The sequence below is a fragment of the Pigmentiphaga sp. NML080357 genome, from assembly GCF_002188465.1.
GTDB lineage: Bacteria > Pseudomonadota > Gammaproteobacteria > Burkholderiales > Burkholderiaceae_B > Pigmentiphaga.
On sequence record NZ_NINW01000047.1, the window covers coordinates 18996 to 44946 of the forward strand.

34 protein-coding genes and 1 tRNA gene are annotated in these 25951 nt (G+C 68.0%); 13 read left to right on the forward strand and 22 right to left on the reverse strand.

Annotated elements, in window-relative coordinates; genetic code table 11:
- The first annotated feature begins 33 nt into the window (after nt 1–33).
- On the forward strand, nt 34–399 hold the full coding sequence (locus tag CDO44_RS21620; RefSeq protein ID WP_053822761.1) for a hypothetical protein: 366 nt from the start codon (nt 34–36) through the stop codon (nt 397–399).
- On the opposite strand, the gene CDO44_RS21625 is transcribed toward CDO44_RS21620, so the two are convergent.
- From CDO44_RS21625 to merR, 15 genes are all read right to left on the reverse strand, one after another.
- Nucleotides 363–1631 (reverse strand): site-specific DNA-methyltransferase, encoded by a 1269-nt coding sequence (locus tag CDO44_RS21625; protein ID WP_053822762.1) that lies wholly within the window; start codon nt 1629–1631, stop codon nt 363–365. The genes CDO44_RS21620 and CDO44_RS21625 overlap by 37 nt on opposite strands.
- Entirely contained in the window at nt 1628–3049 is a 1422-nt protein-coding gene (locus CDO44_RS21630; RefSeq protein WP_053822763.1) for a site-specific DNA-methyltransferase, read from the reverse strand. Before CDO44_RS21630 ends, CDO44_RS21625 begins: the two co-directional genes overlap by 4 nt.
- 330 nt (nt 3050–3379) lie before the next feature.
- Nucleotides 3380–3766 (reverse strand): DUF6362 family protein, encoded by a 387-nt coding sequence (locus CDO44_RS21635; RefSeq protein ID WP_053822764.1) that lies wholly within the window; start codon nt 3764–3766, stop codon nt 3380–3382.
- A complete protein-coding gene (locus CDO44_RS21640; protein WP_053822765.1) occupies nt 3759–3968 on the reverse strand; it encodes a hypothetical protein in 210 nt (69 codons plus the stop codon). Before CDO44_RS21640 ends, CDO44_RS21635 begins: the two co-directional genes overlap by 8 nt.
- 1 nt (nt 3969) lies before the next feature.
- A complete protein-coding gene (locus CDO44_RS21645) occupies nt 3970–4446 on the reverse strand; it encodes a crossover junction endodeoxyribonuclease RuvC (RefSeq protein ID WP_087782353.1) in 477 nt (158 codons plus the stop codon).
- A 142-nt stretch (nt 4447–4588) separates the two neighbouring features.
- Complete coding sequence (locus CDO44_RS21650) at nt 4589–6871, reverse strand: phage/plasmid primase, P4 family (RefSeq protein WP_053822766.1); 2283 nt, start codon at nt 6869–6871, stop codon at nt 4589–4591.
- Nucleotides 6855–7109: a helix-turn-helix domain-containing protein gene (locus CDO44_RS21655; RefSeq protein ID WP_053823234.1), complete on the reverse strand. Its 255-nt coding sequence runs from the start codon at nt 7107–7109 to the stop codon at nt 6855–6857. The genes CDO44_RS21650 and CDO44_RS21655 overlap by 17 nt, the downstream gene beginning before the upstream one ends.
- Nucleotides 7106–7852: a hypothetical protein gene (locus CDO44_RS21660; protein WP_087782354.1), complete on the reverse strand. Its 747-nt coding sequence runs from the start codon at nt 7850–7852 to the stop codon at nt 7106–7108. Before CDO44_RS21660 ends, CDO44_RS21655 begins: the two co-directional genes overlap by 4 nt.
- A complete protein-coding gene (locus CDO44_RS21665) occupies nt 7849–8370 on the reverse strand; it encodes a DUF6511 domain-containing protein (RefSeq protein ID WP_053822767.1) in 522 nt (173 codons plus the stop codon). The genes CDO44_RS21660 and CDO44_RS21665 overlap by 4 nt, the downstream gene beginning before the upstream one ends.
- A gap of 63 nt (nt 8371–8433) precedes the next feature.
- Nucleotides 8434–9063, reverse strand: a complete 630-nt coding sequence (locus CDO44_RS21670; RefSeq protein ID WP_053822768.1) for a hypothetical protein — start codon at nt 9061–9063, stop codon at nt 8434–8436.
- Nucleotides 9064–9066: 3 nt separating this feature from the next.
- On the reverse strand, nt 9067–9897 hold the full coding sequence (locus CDO44_RS21675; protein WP_053822769.1) for an ATP-binding protein: 831 nt from the start codon (nt 9895–9897) through the stop codon (nt 9067–9069).
- Nucleotides 9897–10670 carry a BRO family protein gene (locus CDO44_RS21680; protein WP_053822770.1) on the reverse strand — a complete coding sequence of 258 codons (774 nt, stop codon included), beginning with the start codon at nt 10668–10670 and terminating at the stop codon, nt 9897–9899. Before CDO44_RS21680 ends, CDO44_RS21675 begins: the two co-directional genes overlap by 1 nt.
- A gap of 3 nt (nt 10671–10673) precedes the next feature.
- On the reverse strand, nt 10674–11153 hold the full coding sequence (locus tag CDO44_RS21685) for a hypothetical protein (RefSeq protein ID WP_053822771.1): 480 nt from the start codon (nt 11151–11153) through the stop codon (nt 10674–10676).
- Between the two features lie 11 nt (nt 11154–11164).
- Nucleotides 11165–11428 carry an AlpA family transcriptional regulator gene (locus tag CDO44_RS21690; RefSeq protein ID WP_053822772.1) on the reverse strand — a complete coding sequence of 88 codons (264 nt, stop codon included), beginning with the start codon at nt 11426–11428 and terminating at the stop codon, nt 11165–11167.
- A 182-nt stretch (nt 11429–11610) separates the two neighbouring features.
- Nucleotides 11611–12024, reverse strand: coding sequence for an Hg(II)-responsive transcriptional regulator (gene merR, locus CDO44_RS21695; RefSeq protein ID WP_053822773.1), 414 nt, complete (start codon nt 12022–12024; stop codon nt 11611–11613).
- A gap of 41 nt (nt 12025–12065) precedes the next feature.
- Between merR and merT the strand changes: the two genes are divergently transcribed.
- The 3 genes from merT to CDO44_RS28165 are packed head-to-tail and all read left to right on the forward strand — an operon-like array spanning nt 12066 to nt 12963.
- The gene (gene merT / locus CDO44_RS21700) at nt 12066–12440 is read left to right on the forward strand and encodes a mercuric ion transporter MerT (protein ID WP_053822774.1); all 375 of its coding nucleotides are present in this window, start codon (nt 12066–12068) and stop codon (nt 12438–12440) included.
- Between the two features lie 11 nt (nt 12441–12451).
- Nucleotides 12452–12745, forward strand: a complete 294-nt coding sequence (gene merP / locus CDO44_RS21705) for a mercury resistance system periplasmic binding protein MerP (RefSeq protein ID WP_053822775.1) — start codon at nt 12452–12454, stop codon at nt 12743–12745.
- Nucleotides 12742–12963 carry a GDCCVxC domain-containing (seleno)protein gene (locus CDO44_RS28165; RefSeq protein WP_082371571.1) on the forward strand — a complete coding sequence of 74 codons (222 nt, stop codon included), beginning with the start codon at nt 12742–12744 and terminating at the stop codon, nt 12961–12963. Before merP ends, CDO44_RS28165 begins: the two co-directional genes overlap by 4 nt.
- Nucleotides 12964–12972: 9 nt before the next feature.
- On the opposite strand, the gene CDO44_RS21715 is transcribed toward CDO44_RS28165, so the two are convergent.
- From CDO44_RS21715 to CDO44_RS21725, 3 genes are read right to left on the reverse strand one after another with little or no spacing between them, the layout of a single operon-like run.
- Nucleotides 12973–13437, reverse strand: a complete 465-nt coding sequence (locus CDO44_RS21715; RefSeq protein ID WP_053822776.1) for a hypothetical protein — start codon at nt 13435–13437, stop codon at nt 12973–12975.
- On the reverse strand, nt 13434–14831 hold the full coding sequence (locus CDO44_RS21720; protein WP_053822777.1) for a recombinase family protein: 1398 nt from the start codon (nt 14829–14831) through the stop codon (nt 13434–13436). Before CDO44_RS21720 ends, CDO44_RS21715 begins: the two co-directional genes overlap by 4 nt.
- Nucleotides 14832–14860: 29 nt before the next feature.
- Nucleotides 14861–15334, reverse strand: coding sequence for a DUF2924 domain-containing protein (locus CDO44_RS21725; protein ID WP_053822778.1), 474 nt, complete (start codon nt 15332–15334; stop codon nt 14861–14863).
- A 44-nt stretch (nt 15335–15378) separates the two neighbouring features.
- Between CDO44_RS21725 and CDO44_RS27695 the strand changes: the two genes are divergently transcribed.
- On the forward strand, nt 15379–15582 hold the full coding sequence (locus CDO44_RS27695; RefSeq protein ID WP_053822779.1) for a hypothetical protein: 204 nt from the start codon (nt 15379–15381) through the stop codon (nt 15580–15582).
- Between the two features lie 61 nt (nt 15583–15643).
- On the opposite strand, the gene CDO44_RS21735 is transcribed toward CDO44_RS27695, so the two are convergent.
- On the reverse strand, nt 15644–16573 hold the full coding sequence (locus CDO44_RS21735) for an ImmA/IrrE family metallo-endopeptidase (RefSeq protein WP_223819440.1): 930 nt from the start codon (nt 16571–16573) through the stop codon (nt 15644–15646).
- Complete coding sequence (locus tag CDO44_RS21740) at nt 16570–16917, reverse strand: helix-turn-helix domain-containing protein (RefSeq protein ID WP_053822780.1); 348 nt, start codon at nt 16915–16917, stop codon at nt 16570–16572. Before CDO44_RS21740 ends, CDO44_RS21735 begins: the two co-directional genes overlap by 4 nt.
- 243 nt (nt 16918–17160) lie before the next feature.
- On the opposite strand from CDO44_RS21740, the gene CDO44_RS21745 reads away from it, so the two are divergent.
- Together CDO44_RS21745 and CDO44_RS21750 are read left to right on the forward strand one after the other, a co-directional pair.
- A complete protein-coding gene (locus CDO44_RS21745) occupies nt 17161–18414 on the forward strand; it encodes a hypothetical protein (protein ID WP_053822781.1) in 1254 nt (417 codons plus the stop codon).
- A gap of 3 nt (nt 18415–18417) precedes the next feature.
- A complete protein-coding gene (locus CDO44_RS21750; protein WP_053822782.1) occupies nt 18418–19383 on the forward strand; it encodes a hypothetical protein in 966 nt (321 codons plus the stop codon).
- A 264-nt stretch (nt 19384–19647) separates the two neighbouring features.
- On the opposite strand, the gene CDO44_RS21755 is transcribed toward CDO44_RS21750, so the two are convergent.
- A tRNA-Phe gene (locus tag CDO44_RS21755) sits at nt 19648–19723 on the reverse strand.
- 200 nt (nt 19724–19923) lie between these two features.
- On the opposite strand from CDO44_RS21755, the gene hemA reads away from it, so the two are divergent.
- The 6 genes from hemA to CDO44_RS21785 are packed head-to-tail and all read left to right on the forward strand — an operon-like array spanning nt 19924 to nt 24396.
- Nucleotides 19924–21201 (forward strand): glutamyl-tRNA reductase, encoded by a 1278-nt coding sequence (hemA, locus tag CDO44_RS21760; protein WP_158213378.1) that lies wholly within the window; start codon nt 19924–19926, stop codon nt 21199–21201.
- Nucleotides 21202–21207: 6 nt separating this feature from the next.
- Nucleotides 21208–22287: a peptide chain release factor 1 gene (gene prfA / locus CDO44_RS21765; protein WP_087782357.1), complete on the forward strand. Its 1080-nt coding sequence runs from the start codon at nt 21208–21210 to the stop codon at nt 22285–22287.
- A 5-nt stretch (nt 22288–22292) separates the two neighbouring features.
- Complete coding sequence (gene prmC / locus CDO44_RS21770; protein WP_087782358.1) at nt 22293–23117, forward strand: peptide chain release factor N(5)-glutamine methyltransferase; 825 nt, start codon at nt 22293–22295, stop codon at nt 23115–23117.
- Between the two features lie 37 nt (nt 23118–23154).
- Nucleotides 23155–23481, forward strand: a complete 327-nt coding sequence (grxD, locus tag CDO44_RS21775; protein WP_087782359.1) for a Grx4 family monothiol glutaredoxin — start codon at nt 23155–23157, stop codon at nt 23479–23481.
- Nucleotides 23482–23500: 19 nt separating this feature from the next.
- Nucleotides 23501–24019, forward strand: a complete 519-nt coding sequence (locus tag CDO44_RS21780) for a nucleoside 2-deoxyribosyltransferase (RefSeq protein ID WP_087782360.1) — start codon at nt 23501–23503, stop codon at nt 24017–24019.
- Nucleotides 24016–24396: a hypothetical protein gene (locus tag CDO44_RS21785; protein ID WP_087782361.1), complete on the forward strand. Its 381-nt coding sequence runs from the start codon at nt 24016–24018 to the stop codon at nt 24394–24396. The genes CDO44_RS21780 and CDO44_RS21785 overlap by 4 nt, the downstream gene beginning before the upstream one ends.
- Here the strand turns inward: CDO44_RS21785 and CDO44_RS21790 are convergent, their stop codons facing one another.
- The gene (locus CDO44_RS21790; protein ID WP_087782362.1) at nt 24397–25614 is read right to left on the reverse strand and encodes a multidrug effflux MFS transporter; all 1218 of its coding nucleotides are present in this window, start codon (nt 25612–25614) and stop codon (nt 24397–24399) included.
- Nucleotides 25615–25951 lie beyond the last annotated feature (337 nt).

Genomic DNA, 25951 nt, shown 5'->3' on the forward strand with positions numbered 1-25951 from the left:
GACGTCGCAACGATCAACCCGAAGGAGCCCGAGATGACCACCAACCAGATCCCTGCCACCCAGAACGAAGCCTGGGGCTTTTGGGGCACGATGAACGAGCACGCCAGCGCTGCGTGGCCCTTGGCGATGAACGCCATTTCGGACGCCACCGGCCAGCCCCTCGAATCGGTGCGGATCTTCCTCGACAGCCGACACGGCCGCCACTTTGCCGACGAGGTTCAGAACGGGCTGTACCGGGGCCAGACCTTGACGGACGCGATCAACGCCGCCACCCGACAGTGGATGGGCTGGACGATTGGACGCCAGACCAGCAAGCAATACGGCATCCCGCGCGGTCTGCCCTACCTGACGGGCTTCGTGATTCACTGCGAGATCACCGACGAGTCGCGGGCCGCCTGATCGAACGCCATGCCATCCGCCTCGCGGGTGGCACGTTTCCCAGTCCAGTCCTGCCAGCGGCGCACAATCACGTCGACGTACTTCGGGTCGAGTTCGATCAGCCGCGCCAGCCGCCCCGATTTCTCGGCGGCGATCAGCGTCGTGCCAGAGCCGCCGAACGGGTCCAGCACCACGTTGCCGGGGCGGCTCGAATTGCGGATCGCCCGCTCGACCAGCTCCACCGGTTTCATCGTCGGGTGCAGGTCGTTCTTCTGCGGCTTCTTGATTTGCCACACGTCGCCCTGATCACGGTCGCCGCACCAGTGGCGTTGCACCCCTTCGGGCCATCCGTACAGAATCGGCTCGTACTGGCGCTGGTAGTCGGCGCGACCCAGCGTGAAGGTGTTCTTCGCCCAGATGATGAACGTCGACCAGTGGCCACCGGCGGCGCGGAACGCCGCCTGCAGCACGTCGAGTTCGCTGGAGGACATCGCCACGTAGATGCCGCCCCGGCAATGCGCGACGGTGGGCGTCAGCGCCGCCAGCAGGAAGTCGCAGAAGCCGTCGCCCAGGTTGTCGTTCAGGATCGCGCGATCCTTGCCGCGCATCTTGTCCTTGGCACTGTTGGCGTAGTTCACGTTGTACGGCGGATCGGTGAAGACCATGTCCACCTGCTCGCCTTCCAGTAGTCGCTCGTAGCTTTCGGCCAGAGTGGAGTCGCCGCACAGCAGGCGGTGACCACCGAGCAGCCAGACGTCGCCCGGACGCGAGACCGGCGTCTCGCTGACCTCGGGCACCGCATCGTCATCGGCTTCGCCCTCAGTATCCGGCTCGTCGCCCGCCATCAACTCGGCCAGCGCGTCGGCATCGAAGCCGGTGAGCGACAGGTCAAAGTCATCGTCCTGCAGGGCCGCGATCTCGATGCGCAGCATCGCGTCATCCCACCCGGCGTTCTCGGCGATGCGGTTGTCCGCGATGACCAGCGCCCGGCGCTGGGTCGGGCTCAGATGGTCGAGCACGACCACCGGCACCACCTCCAACCCGAGTTTCTGCGCGGCGGCGAGCCGACCGTGCCCGGCGACGATCACGCCGTCGCTACCCGCCAGGATCGGATTGGTGAACCCGAACTCGGCAATCGACGCAGCGATTTGCGCCACCTGTTCATCCGAGTGGGTGCGCGCGTTGCGGGCGTAGGGCAGCAGCTTGCCTGTGGGCCACTGCTCGATCTTGTCGGCCAACCAGGAGGCGTTCATTGCTCGGCCTCCGTGGTGGCCAGACGCTCGTTGGCGACGTGGTCGAAGGACTGGCCTGTGGCCAGCAGTGTGACGGGCACGCCAGGGTGGTTCTGCTGGAAGCGCTTGATCGCAACATCCACGTACTCCGGCGCGATTTCGACCGTGCGACAGATCCGACCGGTGCGCTCTGCAGCCAGCATCGTCGTGCCGCTGCCACCGAAGGGCTCGAACACGATGTCGCCCGAATCGGTGTAGGCCTCGATGACGAACTCCGGCAGCGCGACCGGGAACACGGCCGGGTGGTCGATGTCCTGCCCGATCTTGCCCTTGTGGCGCATCACGCGGATCACCGAGTCGGGAATGCGGGTGTCCTGTGTCGGCTGGCCCTTGTGCGTCCAGCCGCCCACCTCGCCATCCTTGCCGCGCATTGCCGTGGACGACCCGTCAGCACGCAGGTGCGATTCCTGGCCAGCATGCTTGCACGGCACGATCTTGTTCGGCTTGCGGCTCTGGCGGTTGAAGTGAAAAACGAATTCGAAGCTTGGCGCGAAGCGGCCCGCCCAGTCGCCGGGCATGCCCGGGCCCTGATCCCAGACGTACCACGCGAAACGCCGCCAGCCCTGCTGGCGCATCCAACCGAGCCACGCATCCCAATACGGGATGACCTCGTTGTCGCGGTGGATCAGCCCGAGGTTGACCAGCACCTGGCCATCCTGAGCCATCGGCAGATGGGCGAACACGCCGCGCATCAGGCCATCCCAGTCGGCGATGCCGCCCGAGGTGTAGTCACGCTGATTGCCGTAAGGCGGTGAGGTGAAGCACAGGCGAGCCATGTCGCCTTGCATCAGCGTGCCGACCACGGCACGGTCGGTCGCGTCGCCGCAGATCAGGCGATGCTGGCCGATGGCCCAGACATCGCCGGTGCGCGACACCGGCACCACGGGTGCATCCGGCACGTCGTCAGCGGCGTCCGGTTCGTCGCCGTCCGTTGCGTCCTGCTGCTCCTGGTCGGCCTCATCGGAGACCACGTCGTCGGCGAGCAGTGCCTCGATCTCGGCATCCTCGAAACCGGTCAGCCCAAGGTCGTACCCGGCCTCGGACAGCTCGGCCAGTTCCAGTGCCAGTAGTTCCCCGTTCCATCCCGCATCGAGCGCCAGCCGGTTGTCGGAGATGACGTAGGCGCGCTTCTGCGTCGGCGACAAGTGCGCCAGTTCGATGACCGGCACCTGATCCAGTCCCAGCTTGCGCGCGGCAGCCAAACGGCCGTGGCCCGCGATGATGCCGTTGTCGCCGTCCACCAGCACCGGGTTCGTCCAGCCGTACTCGACAATGCTGGCCGCGATCTTGGCCACCTGCTCGTCGGTGTGCGTGCGCGGGTTGCGGGCGTAGGGAATCAGCGCCTCGACCTTGCGGTACTCGACGTTGAGCGTGTTCAGAATCGGTTCCTCGAAAAAGGAAAACCCGCCGACGGAAAACCGCGGGCGGGCTCGTGATGGGTGCGGACTGGTGCGGGTGCAAACTGCAAACCCTGCAAACCTTGGTTTGCAGTCGGACGCTAGGCGAATGCCGCGCTCGCGCCCCCCGCATGGGCTATTGGCCAGGAAGGACCCGTGAATGCCCGGGCGGCTTCCTCGACCGTCACCGCTGTCCAGAAGATAGCTGCAATCCTACCCCCGGACCGGCGAATCTGTTGCAGCGGCGAAAGCCGCATTTCGCCGCCGATGCGCGCGGATGCGCGACCGCACCCGCCAAATCACGCCAAAACACTACGCCGTCAAGGCGACGCCGTTGAGGTGATCGGCCACCAAATGCAACGCCCGCTGCCACCGCCGCCAGGCGGTGGTCCGGTCGCAGCCGAAGCGGGCGCAGATCTCGCGCCAGCGGTGGCGCTCGGCGCGCATCCATACCAGGTGGCGTTCCTCTTCCTCCAGCCACAAGACCCAGCGCATGGTCTCGAGCATCCGCTCGACCGTCTCGGGTGCGGGCGGGAAGCGCCGGATCGAGGGTTCGGCCCCCAGCGTCTCCCAGGGCATGCGCCGGATCGCGGGCCAGGTGTTGAAGTAGCCCTGCACGCGCACGGGCGGCAGGCGGTGGGCGGTGATGGCCGCCTCCCGGAAGCGTTCGGCCACACGCTCGACGGTCCACTCAGCCATGGCGCGCCTCCCGTGCGCCGTAGAGCCGCTCGCCGATTCGGCGGATCAGCTCGCGTTCCATCCAGTCGAGCCGGTCGTCGTCGAGGCAGACGACGAGCAGGCGCTGCTCGCGCCAGCCGCGGCGTTTGACGGCCTCCACGTCCATCGGCTCGGGCTGCAGGCGCCCCAGCGGGCAGCGGTAGCGAGGGGTCGGGACGTCCATCTCACGCCTCCTGCGCCGCGTCGTGATGCTGGATGGCCCAGTGCAACAGCGCCAAGGCGTCGGCCTCGTTGTCGTCCGCCGGGGCGTGACCCCGGCGACGCACGGCCGCCATCACCGCGTCCTTGCGGGCGTTGCCTTTGCCGGTGGCGTGCTTCTTGATCGTGCCCACCGGCACGCCCTGGTAGGGAATGCCGTGGTGCTCGCACCAGGCCGTGAGCGTGGCCAGGAACCCGCCGTAGGCGTGCGCCGCGTCGGTCGAGACGTGGCGGCGCACTTCCTCGAAGACCAGCGCGTCGATCCCCTCGGCGTGGGCCTTGAGTTCGGTGAGCCAGCCCTTGAAGCGCAGGAAACGCATGCCGCCGCCTTCGAAGCGTCGGGGCTTGAAGGATTCGGTGCCGCTGGTGATTCGGCCCGTGCGGTCGCGCAGCGCCCAGCCGGTGGTGGTGCCCAGGTCCAGGGCCAGGATCGTGGTGTGCATGGTGTCAGTCCTCGTTCGGTGGGGACTGACGCATCCGACGCACGATATCGATAGTTCCCGTGAGGCGCGCGCACGCGCGCGCGCGTAGAGACTTACGATGGACAGCGTCAGATGCGTCAGTCCTGTCGGTGGTCACGGGTGTTCAGTCGTCGGCATAGGGGGTGTAGGCGGGCTGCATCGGGTGCTTGAGACCCACGCCACGGAAGCCCCGGATGCCGGCGGCGTTGCGCCATTTCTCGACGCCGCGGGTGATCAAGAGGTCGGAGAAGCGGCGCTGTGAGCCGACGAACTCGCCGGCGGCCTCCGCCCACTGCTTCCAGTCGGTGAACAGTTCGGCGGTCAGTGACTTGGCATTGGCCTCGCGCACGCAGCGCTCCTCCAGCCAGCGGCCCAGCGCGTCCTCGGCCTCGAAGTACTCCTCGGTGGCCGCCACCACCTGCGGCGGCGGATCGAGCCGGCCCAGGCGCTGCCAGGCCAGGCACCCTTCCAGCGCCCAGGCCAGGATGCCGTCCCGCTCGGCCAGCAACTTCTGCTGCAGGTGTTTGTCGCGCCGCTCGGGCGGCACGGTGATCGTGAAGGGGATCAGGTGCAGCCGGCGCTTCATCGCCTCGTCCACGTTGCGGATCGCGGGCTTGTGGTTGCCGGCGATGACCAGCTTGAACTGGGGCGTGTACTCGAAGAAGTCCTGGCGCATGAAGCGCGCCGAGACCTTGTCGCCGCCGGTGATGGCCTTGACCTTGGACTCGTTCCAGCGCCGGCCCTGCTCGGTCTCGATGGAGGAGACGAAGCGCGCCCCGCGCAGGCCCGCCATGTCGGTCGGATGCCGGTCGCCGCGCGCCTCCATGAAGGTGTCCATCGGCGCGCTGGCGGCGTAGTCGCCGAGGATCGTGGCCAGGGTGTTCACGAACACCGACTTGCCGTTGGCGCCGGTGCCGTAGAGGAAGAACAGCGCATGCTCCCGGGTCGAGCCGGTCAAGCAGTAGCCGCTGACGCGCTGCAAATAGGCTTGCAGGTCCGCGTCGCCGCCGGTGACTTCGGCAAGGAAGCGCCGCCAGGTCGGGCAGTCGCCGCCGGGCGTGGCGGTGGTGATCTTGGTCATGCGGTCGGCGCGGTCGTGTGCGCGCAGGCGGCCCGTCCTGAGGTCGACCACGCCGCCTGGGGTGTTGAGCAGCCAGGGATCGGCGTCCCACTCGGCGGTGGTCGCGGCATGACGTCGGTCTGCGCGAGCCAGGCGTTCGACGCCGCCGACGGTGCCGGAGGTGGCCAGCTTGGCCGCCAGCTTGGGGTTGTCGGCCTGGAGGGCCGCGTGTCGGCAGACACCGCGGATCAAGTCGGTGGCCGCCAGCGTTTCCTCGTTGCGCCAACGCCGGCCATCCCACACCAACCAGCGGCCCCAGGCCGCCACGTAGCGCCAGTCGCGGTGGTAGCGGCGGGTGAAGGCCAGCGCCAGGGCATCTTCGGTGCCCCACACCGATTCATCCGCGCCGATCACCGGCTCGCCGGGGTCCGCAATGTCATGCACCTGCACACGCGGGCCGTGGGCGAGGAAGGCCGCGACGTCGAAGCCCTCGGCCACGGCATCGGCCGCATCCCAGCCCTCGGCGGCTTCCTCGGGTGGGTAGAGGATGTGGCAGGTCTTCGCGCCCGCCGACAGAATCGCCTGGGCCGCCTGCACGGCGTACTCCCAGCCCGGCTTGTCGCGGTCGGGCCAGATCAGCACGGCCTTTCCCGCCAGCGGCGACCAGTCGGTCTTGTCCACGGGCGCATTCGCCCCGTGCATCGCGGTGGTGGCCACGATCCCGAGCTCGATCAAGGCCTGGGCGCATTTCTCGCCCTCGACCAGCACGACCTGGGCGGCGTCCTGGATCCCCGGCTGGTTGTACAGCGGCCGCGGCTCGGGCGGTGCCATCTTGCGCCGTTTGGCGTCCCAGGGCCGGAATTCCTTCTTGCGCCCGGGCGGGTCGTAGCGGTAGACCACGGCGATGAGGCGCCCTTGTGCGTCGAGGTAGTCCCACTTGGCGGTGGCCGGGCCGAGGTCGTCGATCGAGGCCTTCTTGGCCGCCTTGCGCGGCGGCGCCGTGAGCGCTCGGCCGACGAGGTCCTCGGCCAGGTCGAGGACGCGGGCGAAGTCGCCGTGCACGTCCACGCCGAAGTGAGCGCCGATCAGGTGGAACACATCGCCGCCGGAGCCTTCGGCGCGGTCGGTCCACAGTCCCGCCTTGTCGCCGTCGAGCACGACTTCCAGGCTGTCGCCCGGGCTGCCGAGCACGTCGCCGATGACGAACTTGCCGCGGCGCTTCTTTCCAGCGGGGAACAGGGTGAACAGCACCGACTCCAGCCTCGCGAGCAGCGCGGCGCGCACGGCCTCGCGGCGCTCGGACGCCGGGATCTCGGGCGCGGGTGCGGTGTCATTGAAGTCCAGCATCCGACTCCTCCTCGTGCCCTGCGTCGGCCGTGAGCAGGGCTTGACGTTCCTCCATCCACGCCATCAGTTCGGAGAGCTTGAAACGCAGCAGCTTGCCCACCCGGTAGTGCGGCAGGCGCAGACGCCGGCGCTCCTTCGCGTGCGTGAGCCAGTAGTGCGGCAGATTGAGCGCCAGTGCCGCCTCGCGTGCGTCGATCAGGCGCTCCCCGAGCACCTGGTGCAGCGGTGTCTCGTTCATGCCGCAGCCCTCCAGCACCGGTCCTGCCACGGACACATCCGGCACTCGACATGGGTGGGATCGGAGAACGAGCGCGGCAGCAGTTCGCCCGCCTCGGTGGCCGTGATGACCTTCACGGCCCGGTCGGACATGCGCTGCGCCAACGCCGCATCGAACGGCACCAGCTCGGCGTGAATCTCCATGGTGTCGGCGTTCACCGCCGTGAACAGGGCCGGGTGCGCGTGCAGTTCGAGGTAGGCCTGGTAGAGCGCCACTTGCGCGGCGTAGACCGGGCGGGCAGACGCGAGCCGGTGCTTCTCCAGCTCGCGCCACGACTTCGCTCCCAAGCACTTGTTCTCCCACAGCGCCGGGTAGCCGCAACCGAACCCCAGGTCGGGCCCGGCGACGAGCACGCCATCGACGTGGCCCTGCAGGCGCCCGTCCAGCGCCGAGAAGCCGAATTGCTCCTCCGCGTCGTTACGCGTGCGCAGATCGAAGCCCGCGGCACGCAGCCATCCGACCATGCAGTCCTCGATGAGGTGGCCGCGCTCGAAGACGCGCAGCATGCGGCCGTCGGTCTCGCGACCCGGATCGACCGGGGCGTCGGCGAACTCGTACTGCAGCGCGCGCTCGCAGGCGACCCCGAGGCGCGAGGCGCCGAGGTAGGTGCGGCGAGGCTGCGCCGCGCGAGACTGCTGCAGCCCGGCGTCGATCAGCGCCGTGAGCTGACCCGACAGGCTCTTGGAGGCGTTGAAGTCCATCATCGCCGCGCCTCCTTGGGTGCTGCCGTGCGTGCCGTCTGCGCTTGAGCCTTCGGCTCCTCCCACGGCAGATCGTCCTCGAGGTCGGCGAAGGGGTCGGACACCGGGTCTTTCAAGCCCCGCACCGGCGGATACTTGGTCGCCTCGTGGTGCTCGACCATCGCCTCCGTGTAGCAGGTGACGATGGCGTCGACCACCTGGAGCGCCTCGGCCTCGGAATACTCGCCCAGCGGCTTGGCAAAGCCGATCTCGCCCGCGACCTCGCCGAAGGCCTTGAGGCACTTCTTCATCGCGGCCAGTTCGACGTCAGACGGGTCGATCATGGCCACCTCCGTCTTGGGCGTGCGTCCTTCCTGCACCCGCAGCCACTGACCGTAGAGCGCGTGAAACGCCTGCTGGCAACGCCGCGAGCAGAACACCCAGTCGATCGGATAGCGCCGGGCATCGCCCACCGGATGCCGAAGGTCCGAGTGGCCGTAGCCGCCCGCCTGTCGTTTGCAGACCCAGCACTTGCCGCTCATTGCATTCGCTCTCGCCTTCGGCTTCGCGAAACTTCGCTTCGCTCGTTTTCATCGCCCCTCCTCTCACTGCGCCCAGGCCGGCTTGCCCGGCACGGCGGGGCGTTGCGGGGCAACCGGTGCGGGCATCGCACGGGGCGGGGCGACCGCCGCCGGCGCGCCGGAGTGGGCGGTGCCGGGGTTCTTCGGCGGCAGCCCCATCAGGCGGGCGTAGTCCGGGTGGTCGGGCTCGACGGCGTTTCGGATGACGTTCTTCAAGTCGCCGCGGCCGTCCTTCTCGATGTCGATGCGGGCCGCAAACTCGATGCCGTCGAGCTCGTGGAAGCCCTGGATGCGCCGCGCGGCGGCGGCCTGCGGGCTCATGTCCTGCGGATGGACGTTGCGGGCGGAATTGAGCACGGCGCGCACGAAGCTGCGCCCCATCTGGCCCCAAGCCGGGCCCTTCGGGGAATGCAGGCCGATGTTGCTCCAGAGCTTGCGCCGGGCGTACTCGCCCTCCAGCACCACGAACTCGGCCGCCAGATAGACCGAGCCAGTTCCAAAGCTCTGCGTGGCGTAGCCGCCGGTCCAGCCCTGGGCCGGGTCATCAAAGCCCCCGGGCTTGAGCGTCATGCGCACGCGGGCGAGCGTGCCCTTGGGGATGAGGTCGAAACTGGGCTGCTGCTGCGCGTCGTTGAAATCGTTCCAGGCGGTCATGGCTCACTCCTCGAAGGCGGTAGCGGATGGCGGAAGGCGGGTGGCGGCGGCGCACTTGTCGATCAGCGCGCGCAGGTTCGGCGGCTCCAGCAACTCGAGCTGGCCGGAGCGGTCCTTGGCCGGGACGCCGTAGGGGTTCAGCGTGTGGCAGACGAAGGCGCGGTAGATTGATCCGTCCTCGGCCTTGATCTCGGCCAAGGTGACCACCTCGTCGACGATGCCGGGCAGTTCCGCCGCGGTCTTGGCGCCCTCGATCTGCGGCACGAAGACCTTGCGGTTGAAGTCGTCCAGGCGCTCGTCGAGGATGGCGACGAACACGACGTGCTTGCCGCGCGCGTGCTGCAGATGGGTCAGCGCCCCGATCAGTTCCGAGCCGAGCAGGCCGTAGGCGCCCCGGGTGTCGGGCTTGCCGGTGCGCTCGCTGTAGGCTTGCGGCTGGGTCTTGGCCCAGACGAGCGCCAGGCGCGCGAGTACCGTGATCGAGTCGACGAAGTAGGTGTCGTACTTGGCCAGTTGCGCGGGATCGCCGTAGCGCTCGCACACATGCCGGTAATGCGCCTCGGAGTACGGCGCATCCGCCGGCAACGCCGGGTTCGGGCCGGCCAGGAACACCACGAGATCGCGGAACTCCGGCCAGGTGCTCGGGCGCACGCAGTCGCCGCGCCAGTCCTTGACGGCCAAGTCGCCAGCCTCGAGGTCGACGAACAGGGTCGAGGCTTCGGGCAGGGTCTTCAACTGGCTGGTCTTGCCGATGCCGCTCTTGCCTAGAAGCACGAGCTTCACGCCCTGCTTCTCGCGCAGCCGCTGATCGGCGGTGATGATGGGGAGGGCCATCACGCCACCTCCTTCAGCCGCTCCGCGACCGCCGGGTTCCAGAGGATCTGGTAGCCGCTGTGCCCGTTGCGCGAGTACGGCATGGCTTCGGCCCAAGCCTCGCCGGCTTCGGTCAGTTCCCACTCGTCCCGCTCGTTGCGCAACTGCAGGCCGTGGTGGGCCAGGCGCTGGTTGATGGCCTTGGCCGACAGGCCGAGCAGCCTGCCGAGCTGGGTGGCGTTGAGCGAGCAGATCGCCTCGTTCGCCGCAGTGTCCCGGGCAGGAAGGGCGCGGCGCAGCGTCTCGACCGCCAGGCCCGTGTTCTCCTGGATGCAGGAGAGCGTGGCCGCCATCGCGATGCCGGGTTTGACCCCCGGCACCTTGGCCACGGCCTCGCCGATCAGCAGCAGAGCGGCGATGCGGTCCTGGGTGGGTGCCGGCAGGGTCGGGCGTGCACTTGGCGCCGTGTAGCTGCCCGTCTTGCGGATCGCCGGCAGCACCTCGTGGGTGACCCAGCGCTTGAAGCGCTTGGCCTCGCGCTTGCGGCTGCCGAGGACCAGGCTGTACAGCCCGGGCTCGTTGACGACGTTGACCTGGTCATTGCCGCGCGAGATGCCCTGAATTGAGATCAGGGCTTGCTCGTCAGGGTCCAGTCGCGCCAGGGCGCGGGTGGTGTTCGGCAGTTCAAGAACCGCGCACACATCCACCGCGACGAACCACGGTTCGCCTTGGGCATCCGTGACGACCCGGACCGGACGGCCTTCGAAATCAAACGGGATCAGTTCGGTGCTCATGGATCACTCCTCCGAGACGAGGGCCAGCCGGAACGTGGGCTTGCCGGGCTTGACGGTGCGGGCGGCATCGAACCCGGCGCGCAGTGCCGGCGGCCAGTTGGAGAAGCGCGATTCCGAGACGGAGTACTCGACGTCCAGGTAGTCCTCGACCTTCTCGCCGGCGGCGGCGATGCGCCGGGCGATGGCGGCCAGTTGCGCCTGGTCCCAGGACACGCGCTTCGGGACATCGACCGTCACGCGAAGCAGCCCGTCCTTCAGGTGCACGACGCCGAAGTCCTTGCCCGCCTCGAGGCGGGCAGCACGGGCCTGCTCGCCGTAGGCGGCCTCCAGCGCAGCGTCGAACTTGGCGCGGGCCTGCTTGAGCCAGGCGAGCGCTTCGTCCAGGTGGCGGCTGATCTCCGCCTTCTGGGCGGGCGGAAGTTGAGCCAGCTGGCCGACGGACATCGCGGCGATGTCGGCGGGGTAGAGGGTCAAATCGCTCATCGCATCCCCCTTCAGCGCGCCGCGCGCTCGGAGGTCGAGTCGTGCAGGGCGCCACGCTCGAACTCGATGACCGACTCCAGGGGGTAGCTGACGCGCTTGGACAGCTTCAGGTAGCGCGGGCCCCGCCCTTCGCTGCGCCAGCGCTGCAGGGTCTTGGGGCTCAGGCCCCAGCGCTGCGCGAGCTCGTTCTCGTTGAGGACCCGACGGTCGCCGGGAGACAGGCCGTTGATCGCATCGACCGGCGACCGGGGGATGGTGCTTGCCGTTGTCGGCATGGAAGCCTCCTATGACGCTGTTGAGGAACAGGTGTCATTGCAGGCTTCGGGTGGCGAACCTTGGAGGGACCGAATGGCGAACCACGCGGGAACTTCGGGTTCGCCAAAGTTCTCGCCGATACGAAAACGGCGGGCACAAGGCCCGCCGTCATGGTCGAGGATCAGTCAAGGACGGCTGTGCGTCACTCCGCCTGCAAGGCGGCGATCAAGGGGCAGCGCACCCGGCCGCGAATGGCATTGCAGCGCTGCACGAGCTCGGACAGCGCCGCTTCGATGCGCTGCAGGTCAGCCAGTCGTTCGCGAACGTCAACGAGTTTGCGCTGAGCCTGCGCACGCGCCTCGGCGCAGTGCGATCCGTCCTCGAGCTTGAGCAGTTCGGACACCTCGTCGAGACTGAAGCCCAGCCGCTGTGCCGACTTGATGAAGCGGACGCGGCCAAGCTCGTCGGCGCCGTAACGGCGGATACTTCCCTGCGGCCGATCTGGTTCGGGCAACAGCCCCTTGCGCTGGTAGAAGCGGATGGTTTCGACATTGACGCCAGCCGCGCGCGCCAGCGCGCCGATCGTCATCGCCTCGATCTCGGGCGTGCTGTTCATGGTCTTGACTCCGTACTTAAGTACGGAAGTAAGCTTACTCCATGAAACCAGACACCCCAACTGCGCAAGGCAGTACCGGAGGCGGCCGTGCGGCGCTCGCGGCCGGATTCGTCTCGGCCATCCTCGCATCGACCTGCTGCCTCGGGCCATTGGTGCTGATCACGCTGGGCTTCTCAGGGGCATGGATCAGCAACCTGACGGCCCTCGAACCCTACCGCCCGATCTTCATCGGCGCGGCCCTCGTCGCGTTGTTCCTCGCCGGGCGACGCATATGGGCGAAAGCCCCGGCGTGCGAACCCGGACAGGCCTGCGCGGTGCCGTCGGTTCGGCGCGGCTACGAGCTGCTGTTCGGGATCGTGGTCGCCCTGGTGATCGTGGCGCTCGGCTTCCCGCTGGTCGCGCCCTGGTTTTACTGAACGGAGGTTTTATGAAGAGATTGCTTGGTTTTCCGATGCTGACGCTCGCCCTGATCGTGAGCGTGCCAGTCATCGCCGCGACAAAGACCGTCACCCTGTCAGTGCCGGGCATGAACTGCGCCGCCTGCCCGATTACGGTCAAGAAGGCGCTCGGCAAGGTGCCGGGCGTGGCCAAGACGGACGTGAACCTCGACAAACGACAGGCGACCGTGACGTTCGACGACGCGCGGGCGAATGTAGAGGCGCTGACGCGGGCGACCCAGGATGCTGGCTACCCCTCGACGGTGGTCGGGAGCGTGAAGTGACTGCCGTCGTTCTGGAATCGACGTTGACTTGTCCGGAGTGCGGTCACACCAAGACCGAGACCATGCCTACCGATGCCTGCCAGTGGTTCTATGAGTGCGAGGCCTGCCACGCCATACTCAAGCCCAAGCCCGGGGACTGCTGCGTCTATTGCTCCTACGGCACTGTGCCGTGCCCACCAATCCAGGAGCGTGGCAGAGGTAGTTGTTGCGCCAGCTGAGCGCCAGTCTCAAGCTGAAGGAAAGCCCAGCAGCCGACGCTGCTCGCCCCAGTCGCGAGGCAGCAGGTCTTGGCGGCCACGCAGCGTGTGCAGATTCAGATGCCGGGGCTGGCGGCCCTCGAAAATCGCCTCGACGATGTCCGGTGCCAGCATGGTCATGCGCAGCACCTCGGCCGCCCAGCCTGGCTCCAGTTTCAGCGCGCGCGCCAGGTCGGCGGTCGTCGGATAGACGCCTTCGTCGATCAGCCGCTTCCAGTAGAACGCCTTGCCGAGCGTCTTGATCATCGGCACGTCGAAGCCACCCGTCACAGTGGCGGCATCGGGCGCGGGCGGGATCAGCAGCTTGCGGTTCTGGCGGCGCTTGATCGTCAGCGGCACCAGCGTGACGCGCTGGCCATCGCTGACGTAGCTGCGGGCATCGGTTCCGACCTCGACGCGGATAGCGCGCTTGCGCGGGTTCGTCGTGGTGCTCATGCCGGTGTTTCCTCGGTCTGTGCGCTGGATTCCTCGACCAGCGGATGCGCGCCGATCTCGGGCCCCAATCCCAGCCAGCCGTCCTCGCGCCAGAGGATGTCGAGTCCGTGCTCATGCAGTTGGACCCGCTCGATCAGCAGCCGCGCGATGCGTTGCTGCTCGGCCGGGAACAACTGCGCCCACACGTCGCCGATGCGTCGCATCGCCACCACCACCTGCGCTTCATCGAGGGCAGCACCGGCCGGGTGGCGCTGGCACGCCCGCCAGGTGCCGATCAGCACCTCCGGCGCCGAGAGCGCCGCGTGGATCTGCGTCAACACCGCGTTCTCGATCTCGGCCGCGGGCAGATGCCCGACGTCCGGGGCGTCCGGCGCCAGGCTCGCGCCCGCGTTGCGGCGCTTGTGCAGGTAGGGGACGTAGTAGCGGTAGGTGCGTCCGCTCTTCTTCTTGACGAAGGTGTGCAGCATGCGCTGCCCATCGGGCGCGAACAGCAGCCCCGCGAGCAGGGCCGGATGCTTGGCGCGGTGCTCGCGCGGCGCCTGCTTGCGGCGCGCGATGAACGCGTGCGCGGCGTCCCACAGGTCTTGCGGCACGATCGCTTCGTGTTGGCCGGGATACCACGTGCCGTGGTTGCGGATCTCACCCAGGTAGATGCGGTTGCGCAGCAGCGCGAAGATGAACTGCTGGTCGATGGGTCGGCCCGTGCGCCGGCGCCCGCCTTGGGTCACCCAGGCCTTGGTGGTGTGCCCCTCGACCGCCATCTCCCGCACCAGCCGTGCAGCCGAGCCATGCTCGGCGTAGCGCCGGAAGATGTCACGCACGAGTGCGGCCTCGCGCTCGTTGACGACGAGCTTGCGATCGACGACGTCATAGCCCAGCGGCGGCATGCCGCCCATCCACATGCCCTTCGCCTTGGAGGCGGCGATCTTGTCGCGGATGCGCTCGCCGGTGACCTCGCGCTCGAACTGCGCGAAGGACAGCAGGATGTTGAGCGTGAGCCGCCCCATCGAGGTGGTGGTGTTGAACTGCTGCGTGACCGAGACGAAGGAGACGCCGTTGCGGTCGAACACCTCCACCAGCTTGGCGAAGTCCGCGAGGCTTCGCGTCAATCGGTCGATCTTGTAGACGACCACGATGTCGATCCTGCCGGCATCGATGTCGGCGAGCAGCCGTTTGAGCGCCGGGCGGTCGAGATTACCGCCGGAGTAGCCGCCGTCGTCATAACCCTCCTCGACGGCGATCCAGCCCTCGTGGCGTTGGCTGGCGATGAAGGCCAGCCCCGCGTCGCGTTGGGCCTCCAGGCTGTTGTACTCCTGGTCCAGTCCCTCGTCGGTGGACTTGCGGGTGTAGACCGCACAGCGCCTCGATGGCGTGACGGGACCAGGCGTCGGCATGGTCGACGGGGATGCGGGCCATCGTGATCTCATGCCGGCTCCTTCTGGCCGTGCTTGGTCTTGAGGCCGAAGAACGCGGGGCCCGACCAAGGCGTGCCGGTGATGTGGCGGGCAATCGCCGTCAGGCTCTTGAACCGCTGCCCCTGATACTCGAAGTCGTTCGGGCCGCGCACCAGGACGCGGTGCTCGACGTCGTCGAAGATCCGCGTGAGCACGGTGCCCGGTAGCAGCCGACTCGCGTCGCGGCGCAGTTGGCGCGGCAGGATGCCCGTCTCACCGATCTCCTCGAGCTTGCGGCGGGTCGCGGGCTTCAACCCGCCGAAGGCGCGCTCCTGGATCCTGTAGGCGAGCCGACTCTCCAGCCACGTGCGGTGGTGATGCTTGGGCCGCTCCTCGAAGTACTCGTCCCACAGCGCCCAGAGGCTGTCCATCGGCAGGTGGGGCAGCTGGGCGATGCGAGCGGCGATGGTGGTAGCGTCGACTGTGGGTGCGTGTGCCGTCATGGGCGAACTCCGTTGTTGTTATCGGGGTTCGCATTCACGCGCTGTTGGCCGACAAAGCCAAGGCCAACTTCGTCTCTGGTGTCGGAAAGCGGGAGTTCGCGGCGGGCGCGAAGCCGCAGAAGGCCTGCGGCGAGGAGATCAACGACTTCCTGGTGCGCGTGCCTTGGCTGATCGGCGGCAGGAGAAAGGGAGAAAGGTTCGAGTTCGTGCATCGCAAGCGTTCCTATGGAAAACGCTTGTCATGCTAGGAATCGATGGGGCTCCGCGTAACGTGTTCTGGCGGGGATGCGCGGGCTACGGCGCCCTGCGTCATCGCATCGGGTGCTGGCCTGTCGAGACGAACCGGTCATCGCAGTCGTTGCTTTCGCCATCCTGCCAGGATCGATCCCAAGCGCGCGGCTCGGCGCTCTCCAACAGCAGCAGGGTCAGGACGCGATCTCTCGAGGCGTAGCTGTGCTTGAACTCGCGCAGCTTCATGTAGGGCGCCTCCTCGGGGCACCAGATCGCAGCAGACATCTCGACGCCGTCCCATGCCTGCTCGACGCTCGCGTCGGCGGCGAGCGTGCCGGGTAAGGGCTCTTGCGGATCGCCGGTGCGCCGGATGCGCGCCCGGGTTCTCACGGCGCTGCTGCTGCGCCATTCGTACTTCGCGTAGCCGTTGTCCCAGTAGACCAAGATGGCGCGCTGCGGGGTGAACTTGATGAAGCGGATGCACAGCGCCTCGAACGACACCTGGAAGCGCTCGGCAATGGCGCTGAGGACGTGCAGATCGATGCGTCGGTTCGAGATCCACTCGCGCAGCCGATCACCGGGCATCAGCAAGTTGCCGGCGAAATCGTCGGCCTCGCGCTCGATCAGGCGCATCGTCTCGTGGCCGGAGTGGACGCTTTCCTTGTCACAGTTGAAACGCGGCTGCCGGTCGCGGTGCAGGACGAAGTGCCCGAGCTCGTGAGCGATGGTGAATCGCTGGCGCTGCGGGCTGACCGTGCCGTTGTAGGCGATACCCCAGACCTGAGGGTCACCGGGGTCCCGCGCCAGCAGGCCCTCGAAGGCATCGTCGTTGAACTGCACCGGGGGACGAATTTCCCGAACCCCTTTGCCGTAGGGCGTGGTCGGCAGCATCTGCCGCACGACATCGAGATCGATGGCCTCGGGCACGTCCGCGCCGTACCAAGCCCGCAACCAGTGGTGGACTTTGTTGGCGGCGATCGCGCCGTTGAGGGCCGGGGGCGTGTTCACCTTTTGCTTTCCGGCAGATCCTTGTCCGGGAAGATGATCTTCAGCGCTTGGCGCACCCGGTCCTTCTCAGCTTCGGTCATGCCGGCATAGGCACGGAAGAAGGCCACATCCTCGGGGCTGGCCTCGGGGACCTGGGGCATGGGCTCGCCCATGATGTCTTCCATCGTGACGCCCAGCACCTTGGCCAGCGCCTGCACGCGCTCAGCCGAGGGGCGTTGACCCTCCTTCATCTCCAGTTCCCAGATGTAGGCCTTGGTGCAGCCGACCGCGTCGGCCACCTGCTGCAGGGTCAACTTCTTCGCCTCGCGGAATCGCCGCAGGCGTACTCCAAACGCCGAAGCCATGGCGATGTCCCGTCTCGAATCGACTGTCAGTGTAGGAAAACAGACCCAAAAGTATAGCCACGATATACCAAAAAGCGCCAGACGTGCCGCGATGATTGACAGGCGGAATGGGGCGGGACACAATCGCGCTGTATCTCGCTGCTTTACGCTGGTGAGAGCCCTGTTCGGTAACCCCGTCGCCGGCCCGCGAACCCGCCCCTCGGTCCGCAGCCCTCGACACCTCTTGCGGAAAGGACCGAGAAGATGAAGAAGACCTTCGTCGACGTGCTGCTCGAACTGCCGGTGGACGCGACGCTCAGCGCTTTCCTGGCCTCGCACGGCCTGCCCGTGGCCGACGATTTCGACTGGGAGGACACGCCGCGCACCTCGCAGGCGCTGGTGGAGGCCGTTCGCGCCTGGCCCGACGTCGCCGCCCGCGACCGTCTGATCGGCAACCTCATGGCCAGCGTCCAGTTGGCCGACCCGGCCGGCAAGCAGGCGATGTTCCAGGCCGCCGCCGGGGACGGCGCCGCGCTGCTGGGCCTGGTGGGATGCCGGAGCGACACCCACCGCTCCTTCTGGCTGTATGCCAGCCACCCGGCGCTGTTCGAGCGGGCCTGTGAGTTCGACTACCTGGAGCGCCACGGATCGCAGGCCCAGCAGCACGACCTCGGCGTGAAGCGTCGGCCGAACACCTCGGATGCCGCGCTGGCCGCGCTGCGCCAGGCCATCTCGGCCTTCTATCAGCGCGAACTGCAGTGCGGCGACGGCAGCGTGGCTTACTTGGTGGAACGCCGCCCCGGCATGTTCCTGCTGACGGTCCACGTCAAGGACCTGGCCATGCTGCGCCTGGAGTTCGAGGGCGCCCATCTCACCCGTCGCGTCGGCAACCCGAACATCCACATGGTGCTGGAGTACGCCGTGGCCACTGGGGTCGTTCGCACCCTCGTGCGCGGTGGCGCCAAGTACCACCAGATGCTCGTGGACGCCTTCGCCGAGCACCTGCTGGGCGTCAAGGTGGACGCGCACCGTATCAAGCCGCCGACGCTGGACCTGTCGGTCTTGCGCCTCGGCTTCGACGTGCCGCAGGCCGTGGCGGACGGCTTCGTGGCGCTGCAGGTCAAGTCCCTCTCGGTGTTGAGTCCGAGCACGGCATTGAAGCTCGATTGCACGGCGATGGCGTCGAGCGAGCAGCGCTGCGTCACCGAACTGCTGCGCGAGGAGTTCCCCGGTGAGGACCCGCTGGCCCGCGGCTGGTTGATCACGGCGGCACGCATCAACCTCTACTACCCGCCCGAACCCGGAAAGGCTCGTTCCAAGGTCGTCACGGTCGAGGTGACGCGTCGCGGACGGCTGAACCTGCACAAGTTCGATGCCGCGTTGCAGGCGCAGTTGGAGGGCTACCTGGTCTCGCTGGGCATCTTGCAGCCCGGCCAGACGCTGAACGTCCGGGAAGCGCCGCCGGAAGCGGGAACTGCCAATCCTGAGCCGCATCGCTCCACGATTGGCGAGGACTAACCGGTGGCCACGCACGACGCCTGGGCCTTGGTGTGCCGCTTGTTCGCGGGCGGCACGCCCATCCTTCGAGCGGCGCTCTCTCCCCGCGAGATCGCCGCCTTGCCGGCCCTCGGGCAGGCGGTGAAGCCCACGGCCCTGGACCAGCGGTTCGTGCTGTGCCCCTACTGCCACCAGCACCGGGCGCAGGTCTGGGGCAACGGGCACCAGGGGCGTACCTGCCATTGCCCCGAGTGCGGGCCGGTGGACGTCGCGGCCGACGACATGGCCGCGTTGGCGCTGGACGAGGACTGGCTGCGCCGAAAGCTGCGGCTGGCGCTTTCGATCGAGAGCCGCGACGGCATCGACGCCCTCGGCGATGGCGTGTGGCGCCTTGGCGATTCCCGGTGCTCGCCAGTCCTGCTGGCGCGCGATCTGATCCGGCTATGGCGCGAGCCGGCCCTGCTGGAGCGGGTGCGGGTCGCAGGCGGGCCGATCCGCGTCATCACGCCGAAGCCGCGCGAGACGCGCGGGGCGCCCTTCGGCCCGGGCGTGGAGTGGTTGGCTCTGGAGGATCGGTTCGCCTTCTACGGCGGCGGCATCTCGTTCATCGGCATGTCGGGTGAGCCACCAGGCCCGCAGGCCAGCGATCCAACGACGCCGGTGAAGGGGCCTTTCTCGGCGGATTTCCGCTGGGTCACGCTGCCCGAGGGGCCGCACGGCCCGATCCGGCTGACCGAGGCTCAGGCAGCAGTGTTCGAGGCCCTGTGGTCGTTCAAGGGGGAGCCCCGCACCGCCGAACAGGTCATGCGGCGTGCCGGGCTCGACAGCGCCAAGCCCATCGACGTGTTCAAGGTCAAGACGCGCGACAAGGGCAAGCCGGAAGCCGAAGGGCCACTCGTTGCATACCGGGCCCTCGTCCAGGTCGTGCAGGGGCGCCCGGGGCTGTACTCGATGCCCTGTGCTGCAGCATTGAGCCCCGTGCAGGCTTGATGCCTTGCTCTTCCAAGCACGATGAACAACCGCTGGCCGTGACGCACGCGCAAGTCATTGACGTACGAGGCCGCCTGCGTGCGCTTCCGCCAAGAAGTTGGCGCCGGTTTTGAGAGAAGAGAGAGCAAAAGAGAGTCGAACTGGGCGACTTTCGGGCGGTGCGGCTTCACTGCGTGGCACACGCAGAACGCCGCCGAACCCCGCGCGGCGTCGGGGAACCCGGAAACGAAAACGCCCAACCGATAGAGGTTGGGCGTTGAAAAGTGGTGGCCTGGGGCGGAATCGAACCACCGACACGCGGATTTTCAATCCGCTGCTCTACCAACTGAGCTACCAGGCCAGTGTCGCAACGAGCGCTGCAACGAAACGCTTTACGGCTACGCGAAATTAAGCGCGTCCCGTAAAGAACGCAGGATATTACACACTTTTTTCCCGCTTGGCAAAGCGCTCGGCCCTATGCGACCGCCCGTCGCACCCTCCCCCGCCCCGACCCTTTATAATGGCGGGTGGCCCTCCTCATCCGGGCCCTTTTTCCTGCCCATGTCCGTCGACGTCCTTACATTCGGCCTGAACCACGTCTCCGCCCCGGTCTCGGTGCGGGAACGGGTGTCGCTACCGCTGGAGCTGGTTCGCCCGGCGCTGGCGGGGTTGCGGTCGGCGTTCGGGGGCGCGGTGCGCGAAGCGGCCATCCTGTCCACCTGTAATCGCACCGAGATCTACTGTGCGGCCGAACCGGGTGTGGCCGAGCATCTGCCGGCCTGGCTGGCGGACTATCGCCAGTTCGACAACCGGTCGCTGCAGCCGCATTTGTATCGGCATATCCATCACGACGCCGTCCGGCACGCGTTCCGCGTGGCCAGCGGGCTGGATTCGATGGTGCTGGGCGAGCCGCAAATCCTCGGGCAGATGAAGGACGCCGTGCGCGCCGCCGAGGAAGCCGGGGCGATGGGCACGCTGCTGCACCAGTTGTTCCAGCGCACGTTCTCGGTGGCCAAGGAGGTCCGTTCGCAGACCGCGATCGGCGCGCAGTCGGTGTCGATGGCCGCGGCGGCGGCGCGGCTGGCCGAGCGGGTGTTCGGCGACCTGGCCGAGGTCAATGTGCTGCTGATCGGCGCGGGCGAGATGATCGAGCTCTGTGCGACGCACCTGGCCGCGCATCATCCGAAGAAGATGGTGGTGGCCAATCGCACGGTGGAACGGGCCGAGACGCTGGCCTCGAAGTTCTCGGCCGGTGCGATGCGGCTGTCGGAACTGCCCGAGAAGCTGGCGGATTTCGACGTGGTGGTGTCCAGCACCGCGAGTTCGCTGCCCATCCTGGGGCTGGGCATGGTGGAACGCGCCACCAAGACGCGGCGCCACCGGCCGATGGTGATGATCGACCTGGCAGTGCCGCGCGACATCGAACCCGAGGTCGGCCGGCTGGACGACGTCTACCTGTATTCGGTGGACGACCTGGGCCGCCTGGTGCAGAACGCGTCCGACGCGCGCAAGGCGGCGGTGGTGCAGGCCGAGGCCATCATCGAGACCCGGGTACAGAATTTCATGCACTGGATGGATACGCGCACCATCGTGCCGGTCATCCGTGACCTGCACCAGGCGGCCGACGCGATGCGGCAGGCCGAACTGGATCGCGCCCGCAAGGCGCTGGCCCGGGGCGATGCGCCGGAGCAAGTCCTGGAACAATTGGCGCATGGCCTGACGCAGAAGTACCTGCACGGTCCGCTGTCCGCCCTCAACCATAGCGAAGGCGCCGACCGCCAGCAGCTGCTGGCCTGGTTGCCGCGCCTGTTCTCGTCGCGCTCTGAGCGCAACCACTAGCCTTTCATGAAAGCATCGATGCGGGCCCGGCTCGAGCAATTGACTCGACGCCTCGCCGAACTGGACGCGTTGCTCGCGGCCCCCGAGACCGCCAGCGACATGGACACTTTCCGCAAGCTGTCCCGGGAGCGCTCGGAGATCGAACCGGTCGCCAATGGCTTCAAGCAGTACGAAGGCACCGAGGCGGACATCGAGACGGCCCAGGAGATGCTGGGCGATCCCGACATGAAGGCGATGGCCGAGGAAGAGCTGCGCGCGGGCCGGGACCGGCTGGACGAACTGGAAGGCGAGCTGCGCATCCTGCTGCTGCCGCGCGACCCGGACGACAACCGCAGCCTGTTCCTGGAAATCCGGGCGGGCACGGGCGGCGACGAGAGCGCGCTGTTCGCGGGCGACCTGCTGCGCATGTATACCCGCTATGCCGAGCGCAATCGCTGGCAGGTTGAGATCATGTCGATGAGCGAATCGGAGCTTGGCGGCTACAAGGAAGTGATCGCGCGCATCGCGGGCGACGGCGCCTACGGCAAGCTCAAGTTCGAATCGGGCGGCCATCGCGTGCAGCGCGTGCCGGCCACCGAAACGCAAGGCCGCATCCATACGTCCGCCTGCACGGTGGCCATCATGCCGGAAGCGGACGAGGTGGCCGAGGTGCAGATCAATCCCGCCGACCTGCGCATCGACACTTTCCGCGCCAGCGGCGCGGGCGGGCAGCACATCAACAAGACCGATTCGGCCGTGCGCATCACCCACCTGCCCACGGGCATCGTGGTCGAATGCCAGGACGACCGATCGCAGCACCGCAACCGCGACAAGGCGATGAAGGTGCTGGCCGCCCGCATCAAGGACAAGGAGCAGCGCGAGCGCCACGCCAAGGAAGCGGCGCACCGCAAGAGCCTGGTCGGCTCGGGTGACCGTTCCGAGCGCATCCGCACCTATAACTTCCCGCAGGGCCGGGTGACCGACCACCGCATCAACCTGACCCTGTACAAGCTGCAGAACGTGCTGGACGGCGACCTGGAGGAGCTGATCTCCGCCCTGGCCTCGGAACACCAGGCCGAGCTGCTGGCCGCGCTGGGCGACGACTGAACGCCATGGCGGCCTGCGCGCGCGAGCTGATCGCCGGCAGCGGGCTGCCGCTGCTGGAGGCGCGCATGCTGCTCGAGCGTGCACTGGGCGCGAGCCGGACCTGGCTCATCGCCCATGACGACGAGGCGCTGCCGGATGCGCAGGTGGCGGTCTTCCAGGACTGGGCGGCGCGGCGCCGGCGAGGCGAGCCCATGGCTTACCTGCTGGGCGAGCGCGAGTTCATGGGCCATCTCTTCCACGTATCGCCCGCGGTGCTGATCCCGCGCCCCGAGACGGAGCTGCTGGTGGAAACCGCGCTCGCGCACGTCCGGGACATTCCGGCCCCGCGCGTGCTGGACCTGGGCACGGGCAGCGGTGCCATCGCCGTCTCGATTGCGCTGGCCCGGCCCGATGCGCGGGTGGACGCCACGGACCTCAGTCCGCAGGCCCTGGAGGTGGCCGGTGACAACGCCAGGCGCCTTGGCGCCGTGGTGGCGCTGCACGAGGGCGACTGGTACGGGGCCTTGAACGGCGGCGCCGCGGCACCCATCTATGACGTGATCGTTTCCAACCCGCCGTATATCGCCGCCGGCGATCCGCATTTGTCGCAGGGGGACCTGCGCCACGAGCCGGGCATGGCGCTGACGGACCGCTCAGACGGCCTCGAGGCCCTGCGCGCCATCGTCCGCGGCGCCCCGGCATGGCTCAAGCCCGGCGGCGCGCTGTGGATGGAACATGGCTGGGACCAGGCCGGGCGGGTGCGGGATTTGCTGCGGGCCGCCGGCTTCGGCGGCGCCACGAGCCGCCGCGACCTGGCCGGCATCGAGCGGATTTCCGGCGGGTCCCTATAATCGACTTCATCACCTTTCACCCTGTACGAGGATCGCCATGAGCGACGTGCAAGATTTCATCCGGCAGACCGTTACCGAAAACCCTGTCGTGCTGTTCATGAAGGGCACTGCCCAGTTCCCGCAATGCGGCTTCTCGGGCCGCGCCATCCAGTTGCTGAAGGCCAATGGCGTGCGCCAGGTGACCACCGTCAACGTGCTGGAAGACGACGAGGTGCGCCAGGGCATCAAGGAATACTCGAACTGGCCGACCATTCCGCAGCTCTACATCAAGGGCGAATTCATCGGCGGCTCGGACATCCTGGCCGAGCTGCACGAAACGGGCGAGCTCAAGCAGTTGCTGGCGGACGCCGGCGTACTGGCCTGAGGCGTCCCGCCGGCGCGCCATGAAGATCTACCTTGCCGGGCCGGACGTGTTCCGGCCCGACGCCCAGGCCCATGGCGAGCGGCTCAAGCAACTCTGCGCGCGCCACGGCTTCCAGGGCCTGTTTCCGCTCGATGCCCCCGCGCCGCGCGAGGCCGGCGCCGAAGCGGCCCGTGCCATCTATCGCGCCAACATCGCCCTGCTGGGCGAGGCCGACCTGGTGATGGCCAACCTGGCGCCTTTCCGCGGACAGGAGCCGGATTCGGGCACCGCCTTCGAAGTCGGCTATGCGGCCGCCTGCGGCAAGCCGGTCTGGGCCTACACTGACGAAGACCGCCCGCTCGCGCAGCGCCTCGCCGCGGGCCGCGGCGCGGACGGCGAACCCGTGGACGACCGCGGTTACCGGGTCGAGGACTTCGGCCTGACCCTGAACCTGATGCTGGCGTGCAGCGCCACGGTGGTCCATGGCGGGCCGGAAGCCTGCCTGCGTGGCATCGCCGCGGCGCATGCGCCCGCCCCCTCATTTCCGGAGTCCCCATGAACTTTCCGCGCAAAGCGATCCTGGGCCTGGCGCTTGCCGCCGCCCTGCATGCCCCGCTGGCGCTCGCCGCCGACATCGCGACCGAGACGCAGATGCTCAGGACGCTGCTGGGCGCGATCGAATCCAACGACTACCAGCAATTCGTGGCCGCCGGCAGCAACGATTTCGCCAAGCTGGACCGGGCGCAGTTCGACGCCGTGGCGACGCAGCTCGGGCCGCGGCTGAAGGCGGGCTACCAGGTGCAGCGCCTGGGCGACTACCGCCAGCAGGCCTACGAGTTCTCGCTGTGGAAGATCACCTTCAAGGACGGCGGCGACGATCTGGTCGGCACGCTGAACCTGCAGGACGGCAAGGTCGGCGGCTTCGTGCTGCGCTGATCAGGCCTGCCTGGGGGCGGGCGCCGGCAGGCGCCGCACCCAGAAGGCGTAGATGGCCAGCGCCGACAGCGTGCACGCCGCCATCACGCCGGTGATGGCCCGGGCGCTGTGGCCGTCGTAGAGGAAGGTCACGAGGGATCCCGACAGCGCGCCCGTGGCCATCATCACGCAGCTCACCACGGCCGAGGCCACGCCGGCCACTTCGGGCAGCGGCTCCACCGCCGCATGCGAGGCGTTCGGCGCGATCATGCCGAACGAAAAAGTATTGATCATCAACAGGGGCACCAGGGTCCAGGCCGACAAGGCGTCGGCGAACCCCAGTATCGCCAGCAGCACGCTGGTCGAGCTCGACAGCGCCAGGCCGGTCCACAGCAGCTTGTGCGGGGCGATGCCGCGGGCATTGAGGCGGCCGTTGATGAGCGAGGCCGCCATGATGCCGAAGGCGGTCATGGCGAAGACCAGGCCGAAGGCCTGGGGCGACATGCCCAGCAGCTGCATCATCAGCAGCGGCGAGCCGGTGATGTAGGCGAACTGGCACCCGAAGGTCAGCGCATTGACCAGCGTGTTGCCCAGGCACACGGGATTGCCCAGCACGCGCGCATAGGCCCGCATCAGCGCACCCGCCGTGGGGCGCGCGGCGATCGTGGCGGACGGACGGGTCTCGGCCATGCCCAGGTACACCGCCACGGTCGTCGCCACGCCGGCCAGCGCCATCACCCCGTAGATCGAGCGCCATCCGGCGAAATACATCACCCAGCTGCCCAGCGTGGGGGCGATCATAGGCGCGACGATGCGCATGCTGGCGACATACGACAGGCGGGCGCGCGCGACGTGGCCCTGGAAAAGGTCGCGCACGATGGTGAGCGACATCACCGATCCCGCCCCGGCGCCGACGCCCTGCAGGACACGGAACACCAGCAGCGAACCCAGGTTGGGCGCCAGCGCGCAGGCGGCGCTCGCCAGCGAGAACAGCACGCCGCCGAACAGCACGATGGGCCGCCTGCCGTAGCGGTCGGCCAGCGGACCGTACGCCAGGGGCGCGATGGCGAATCCGGCCAGGAACAGGCTCAGGGTCAAGGCGGCGCTGGACGGCGGGACGTGGAGATCCAGGCCGATGGCCGCCAGCGCGGGCAGCGCCATGTCGGTGGAGAGAGCCGGCAACGCGGACAGGGAAGCCAGGAGCAGGACGAATGCCGCGGAGTCGGGACGTATGCGCATGGCCCGCAGTTTACCGTGTCCGCACGTGGCGAGCCGGCCGTCCAAGAGCGGCCAGGCTTCGGAAATGCGGAAGCACCCGCTTGGTGCGGCGCACAAGATTGGGCACGCGCCATGGGGCGCAAGCGCCAGCCAGGCGCGGCGACGCCGGCCCCACCCCAGCTTCAACCCCTTGTTCCATAAGCGGTTTTCCTGCGCCAGCGAAGACCGTCCCACCCATGGCACAGCTATTGCTTGAAAGGCTTGCCGGCCAACGCAGGCCGGCGACACGACTGAGCGGTAGGAACAACGGCGTTCCGCAGTGACCAAGGCGAAGCCTTCGTTGCGCGGGACGCTTTTT

Excerpts from the sequence above, each read along its gene's own strand:
- CDO44_RS21620 (WP_053822761.1), top strand. The coding sequence starts at position 34 with ATGACCACCAACCAGATCCCTGCCACCCAGAACGAAGCCTGGGGCTTT.
- CDO44_RS21625 (WP_053822762.1), bottom strand. The coding sequence starts at position 1,631 with ATGAACGCCTCCTGGTTGGCCGACAAGATCGAGCAGTGGCCCACAGGC.
- CDO44_RS21635 (WP_053822764.1), bottom strand. The coding sequence starts at position 3,766 with ATGGCTGAGTGGACCGTCGAGCGTGTGGCCGAACGCTTCCGGGAGGCG.
- CDO44_RS21640 (WP_053822765.1), bottom strand. The coding sequence starts at position 3,968 with ATGGACGTCCCGACCCCTCGCTACCGCTGCCCGCTGGGGCGCCTGCAG.
- CDO44_RS21645 (WP_087782353.1), bottom strand. The coding sequence starts at position 4,446 with ATGCACACCACGATCCTGGCCCTGGACCTGGGCACCACCACCGGCTGG.
- CDO44_RS21650 (WP_053822766.1), bottom strand. The coding sequence starts at position 6,871 with ATGCTGGACTTCAATGACACCGCACCCGCGCCCGAGATCCCGGCGTCC.
- CDO44_RS21655 (WP_053823234.1), bottom strand. The coding sequence starts at position 7,109 with ATGAACGAGACACCGCTGCACCAGGTGCTCGGGGAGCGCCTGATCGAC.
- CDO44_RS21660 (WP_087782354.1), bottom strand. The coding sequence starts at position 7,852 with ATGATGGACTTCAACGCCTCCAAGAGCCTGTCGGGTCAGCTCACGGCG.
- CDO44_RS21665 (WP_053822767.1), bottom strand. The coding sequence starts at position 8,370 with ATGAGCGGCAAGTGCTGGGTCTGCAAACGACAGGCGGGCGGCTACGGC.
- CDO44_RS21670 (WP_053822768.1), bottom strand. The coding sequence starts at position 9,063 with ATGACCGCCTGGAACGATTTCAACGACGCGCAGCAGCAGCCCAGTTTC.
- CDO44_RS21675 (WP_053822769.1), bottom strand. The coding sequence starts at position 9,897 with ATGGCCCTCCCCATCATCACCGCCGATCAGCGGCTGCGCGAGAAGCAG.
- CDO44_RS21680 (WP_053822770.1), bottom strand. The coding sequence starts at position 10,670 with ATGAGCACCGAACTGATCCCGTTTGATTTCGAAGGCCGTCCGGTCCGG.
- CDO44_RS21685 (WP_053822771.1), bottom strand. The coding sequence starts at position 11,153 with ATGAGCGATTTGACCCTCTACCCCGCCGACATCGCCGCGATGTCCGTC.
- CDO44_RS21690 (WP_053822772.1), bottom strand. The coding sequence starts at position 11,428 with ATGCCGACAACGGCAAGCACCATCCCCCGGTCGCCGGTCGATGCGATC.
- merR (WP_053822773.1), bottom strand. The coding sequence starts at position 12,024 with ATGAACAGCACGCCCGAGATCGAGGCGATGACGATCGGCGCGCTGGCG.
- merT (WP_053822774.1), top strand. The coding sequence starts at position 12,066 with ATGAAACCAGACACCCCAACTGCGCAAGGCAGTACCGGAGGCGGCCGT.
- merP (WP_053822775.1), top strand. The coding sequence starts at position 12,452 with ATGAAGAGATTGCTTGGTTTTCCGATGCTGACGCTCGCCCTGATCGTG.
- CDO44_RS21715 (WP_053822776.1), bottom strand. The coding sequence starts at position 13,437 with ATGAGCACCACGACGAACCCGCGCAAGCGCGCTATCCGCGTCGAGGTC.
- CDO44_RS21720 (WP_053822777.1), bottom strand. The coding sequence starts at position 14,831 with ATGCCGACGCCTGGTCCCGTCACGCCATCGAGGCGCTGTGCGGTCTAC.
- CDO44_RS21725 (WP_053822778.1), bottom strand. The coding sequence starts at position 15,334 with ATGACGGCACACGCACCCACAGTCGACGCTACCACCATCGCCGCTCGC.
- CDO44_RS21740 (WP_053822780.1), bottom strand. The coding sequence starts at position 16,917 with ATGGCTTCGGCGTTTGGAGTACGCCTGCGGCGATTCCGCGAGGCGAAG.
- CDO44_RS21745 (WP_053822781.1), top strand. The coding sequence starts at position 17,161 with ATGAAGAAGACCTTCGTCGACGTGCTGCTCGAACTGCCGGTGGACGCG.
- hemA (WP_158213378.1), top strand. The coding sequence starts at position 19,924 with ATGTCCGTCGACGTCCTTACATTCGGCCTGAACCACGTCTCCGCCCCG.
- prfA (WP_087782357.1), top strand. The coding sequence starts at position 21,208 with ATGAAAGCATCGATGCGGGCCCGGCTCGAGCAATTGACTCGACGCCTC.
- prmC (WP_087782358.1), top strand. The coding sequence starts at position 22,293 with ATGGCGGCCTGCGCGCGCGAGCTGATCGCCGGCAGCGGGCTGCCGCTG.
- grxD (WP_087782359.1), top strand. The coding sequence starts at position 23,155 with ATGAGCGACGTGCAAGATTTCATCCGGCAGACCGTTACCGAAAACCCT.
- CDO44_RS21780 (WP_087782360.1), top strand. The coding sequence starts at position 23,501 with ATGAAGATCTACCTTGCCGGGCCGGACGTGTTCCGGCCCGACGCCCAG.
- CDO44_RS21785 (WP_087782361.1), top strand. The coding sequence starts at position 24,016 with ATGAACTTTCCGCGCAAAGCGATCCTGGGCCTGGCGCTTGCCGCCGCC.
- CDO44_RS21790 (WP_087782362.1), bottom strand. The coding sequence starts at position 25,614 with ATGCGCATACGTCCCGACTCCGCGGCATTCGTCCTGCTCCTGGCTTCC.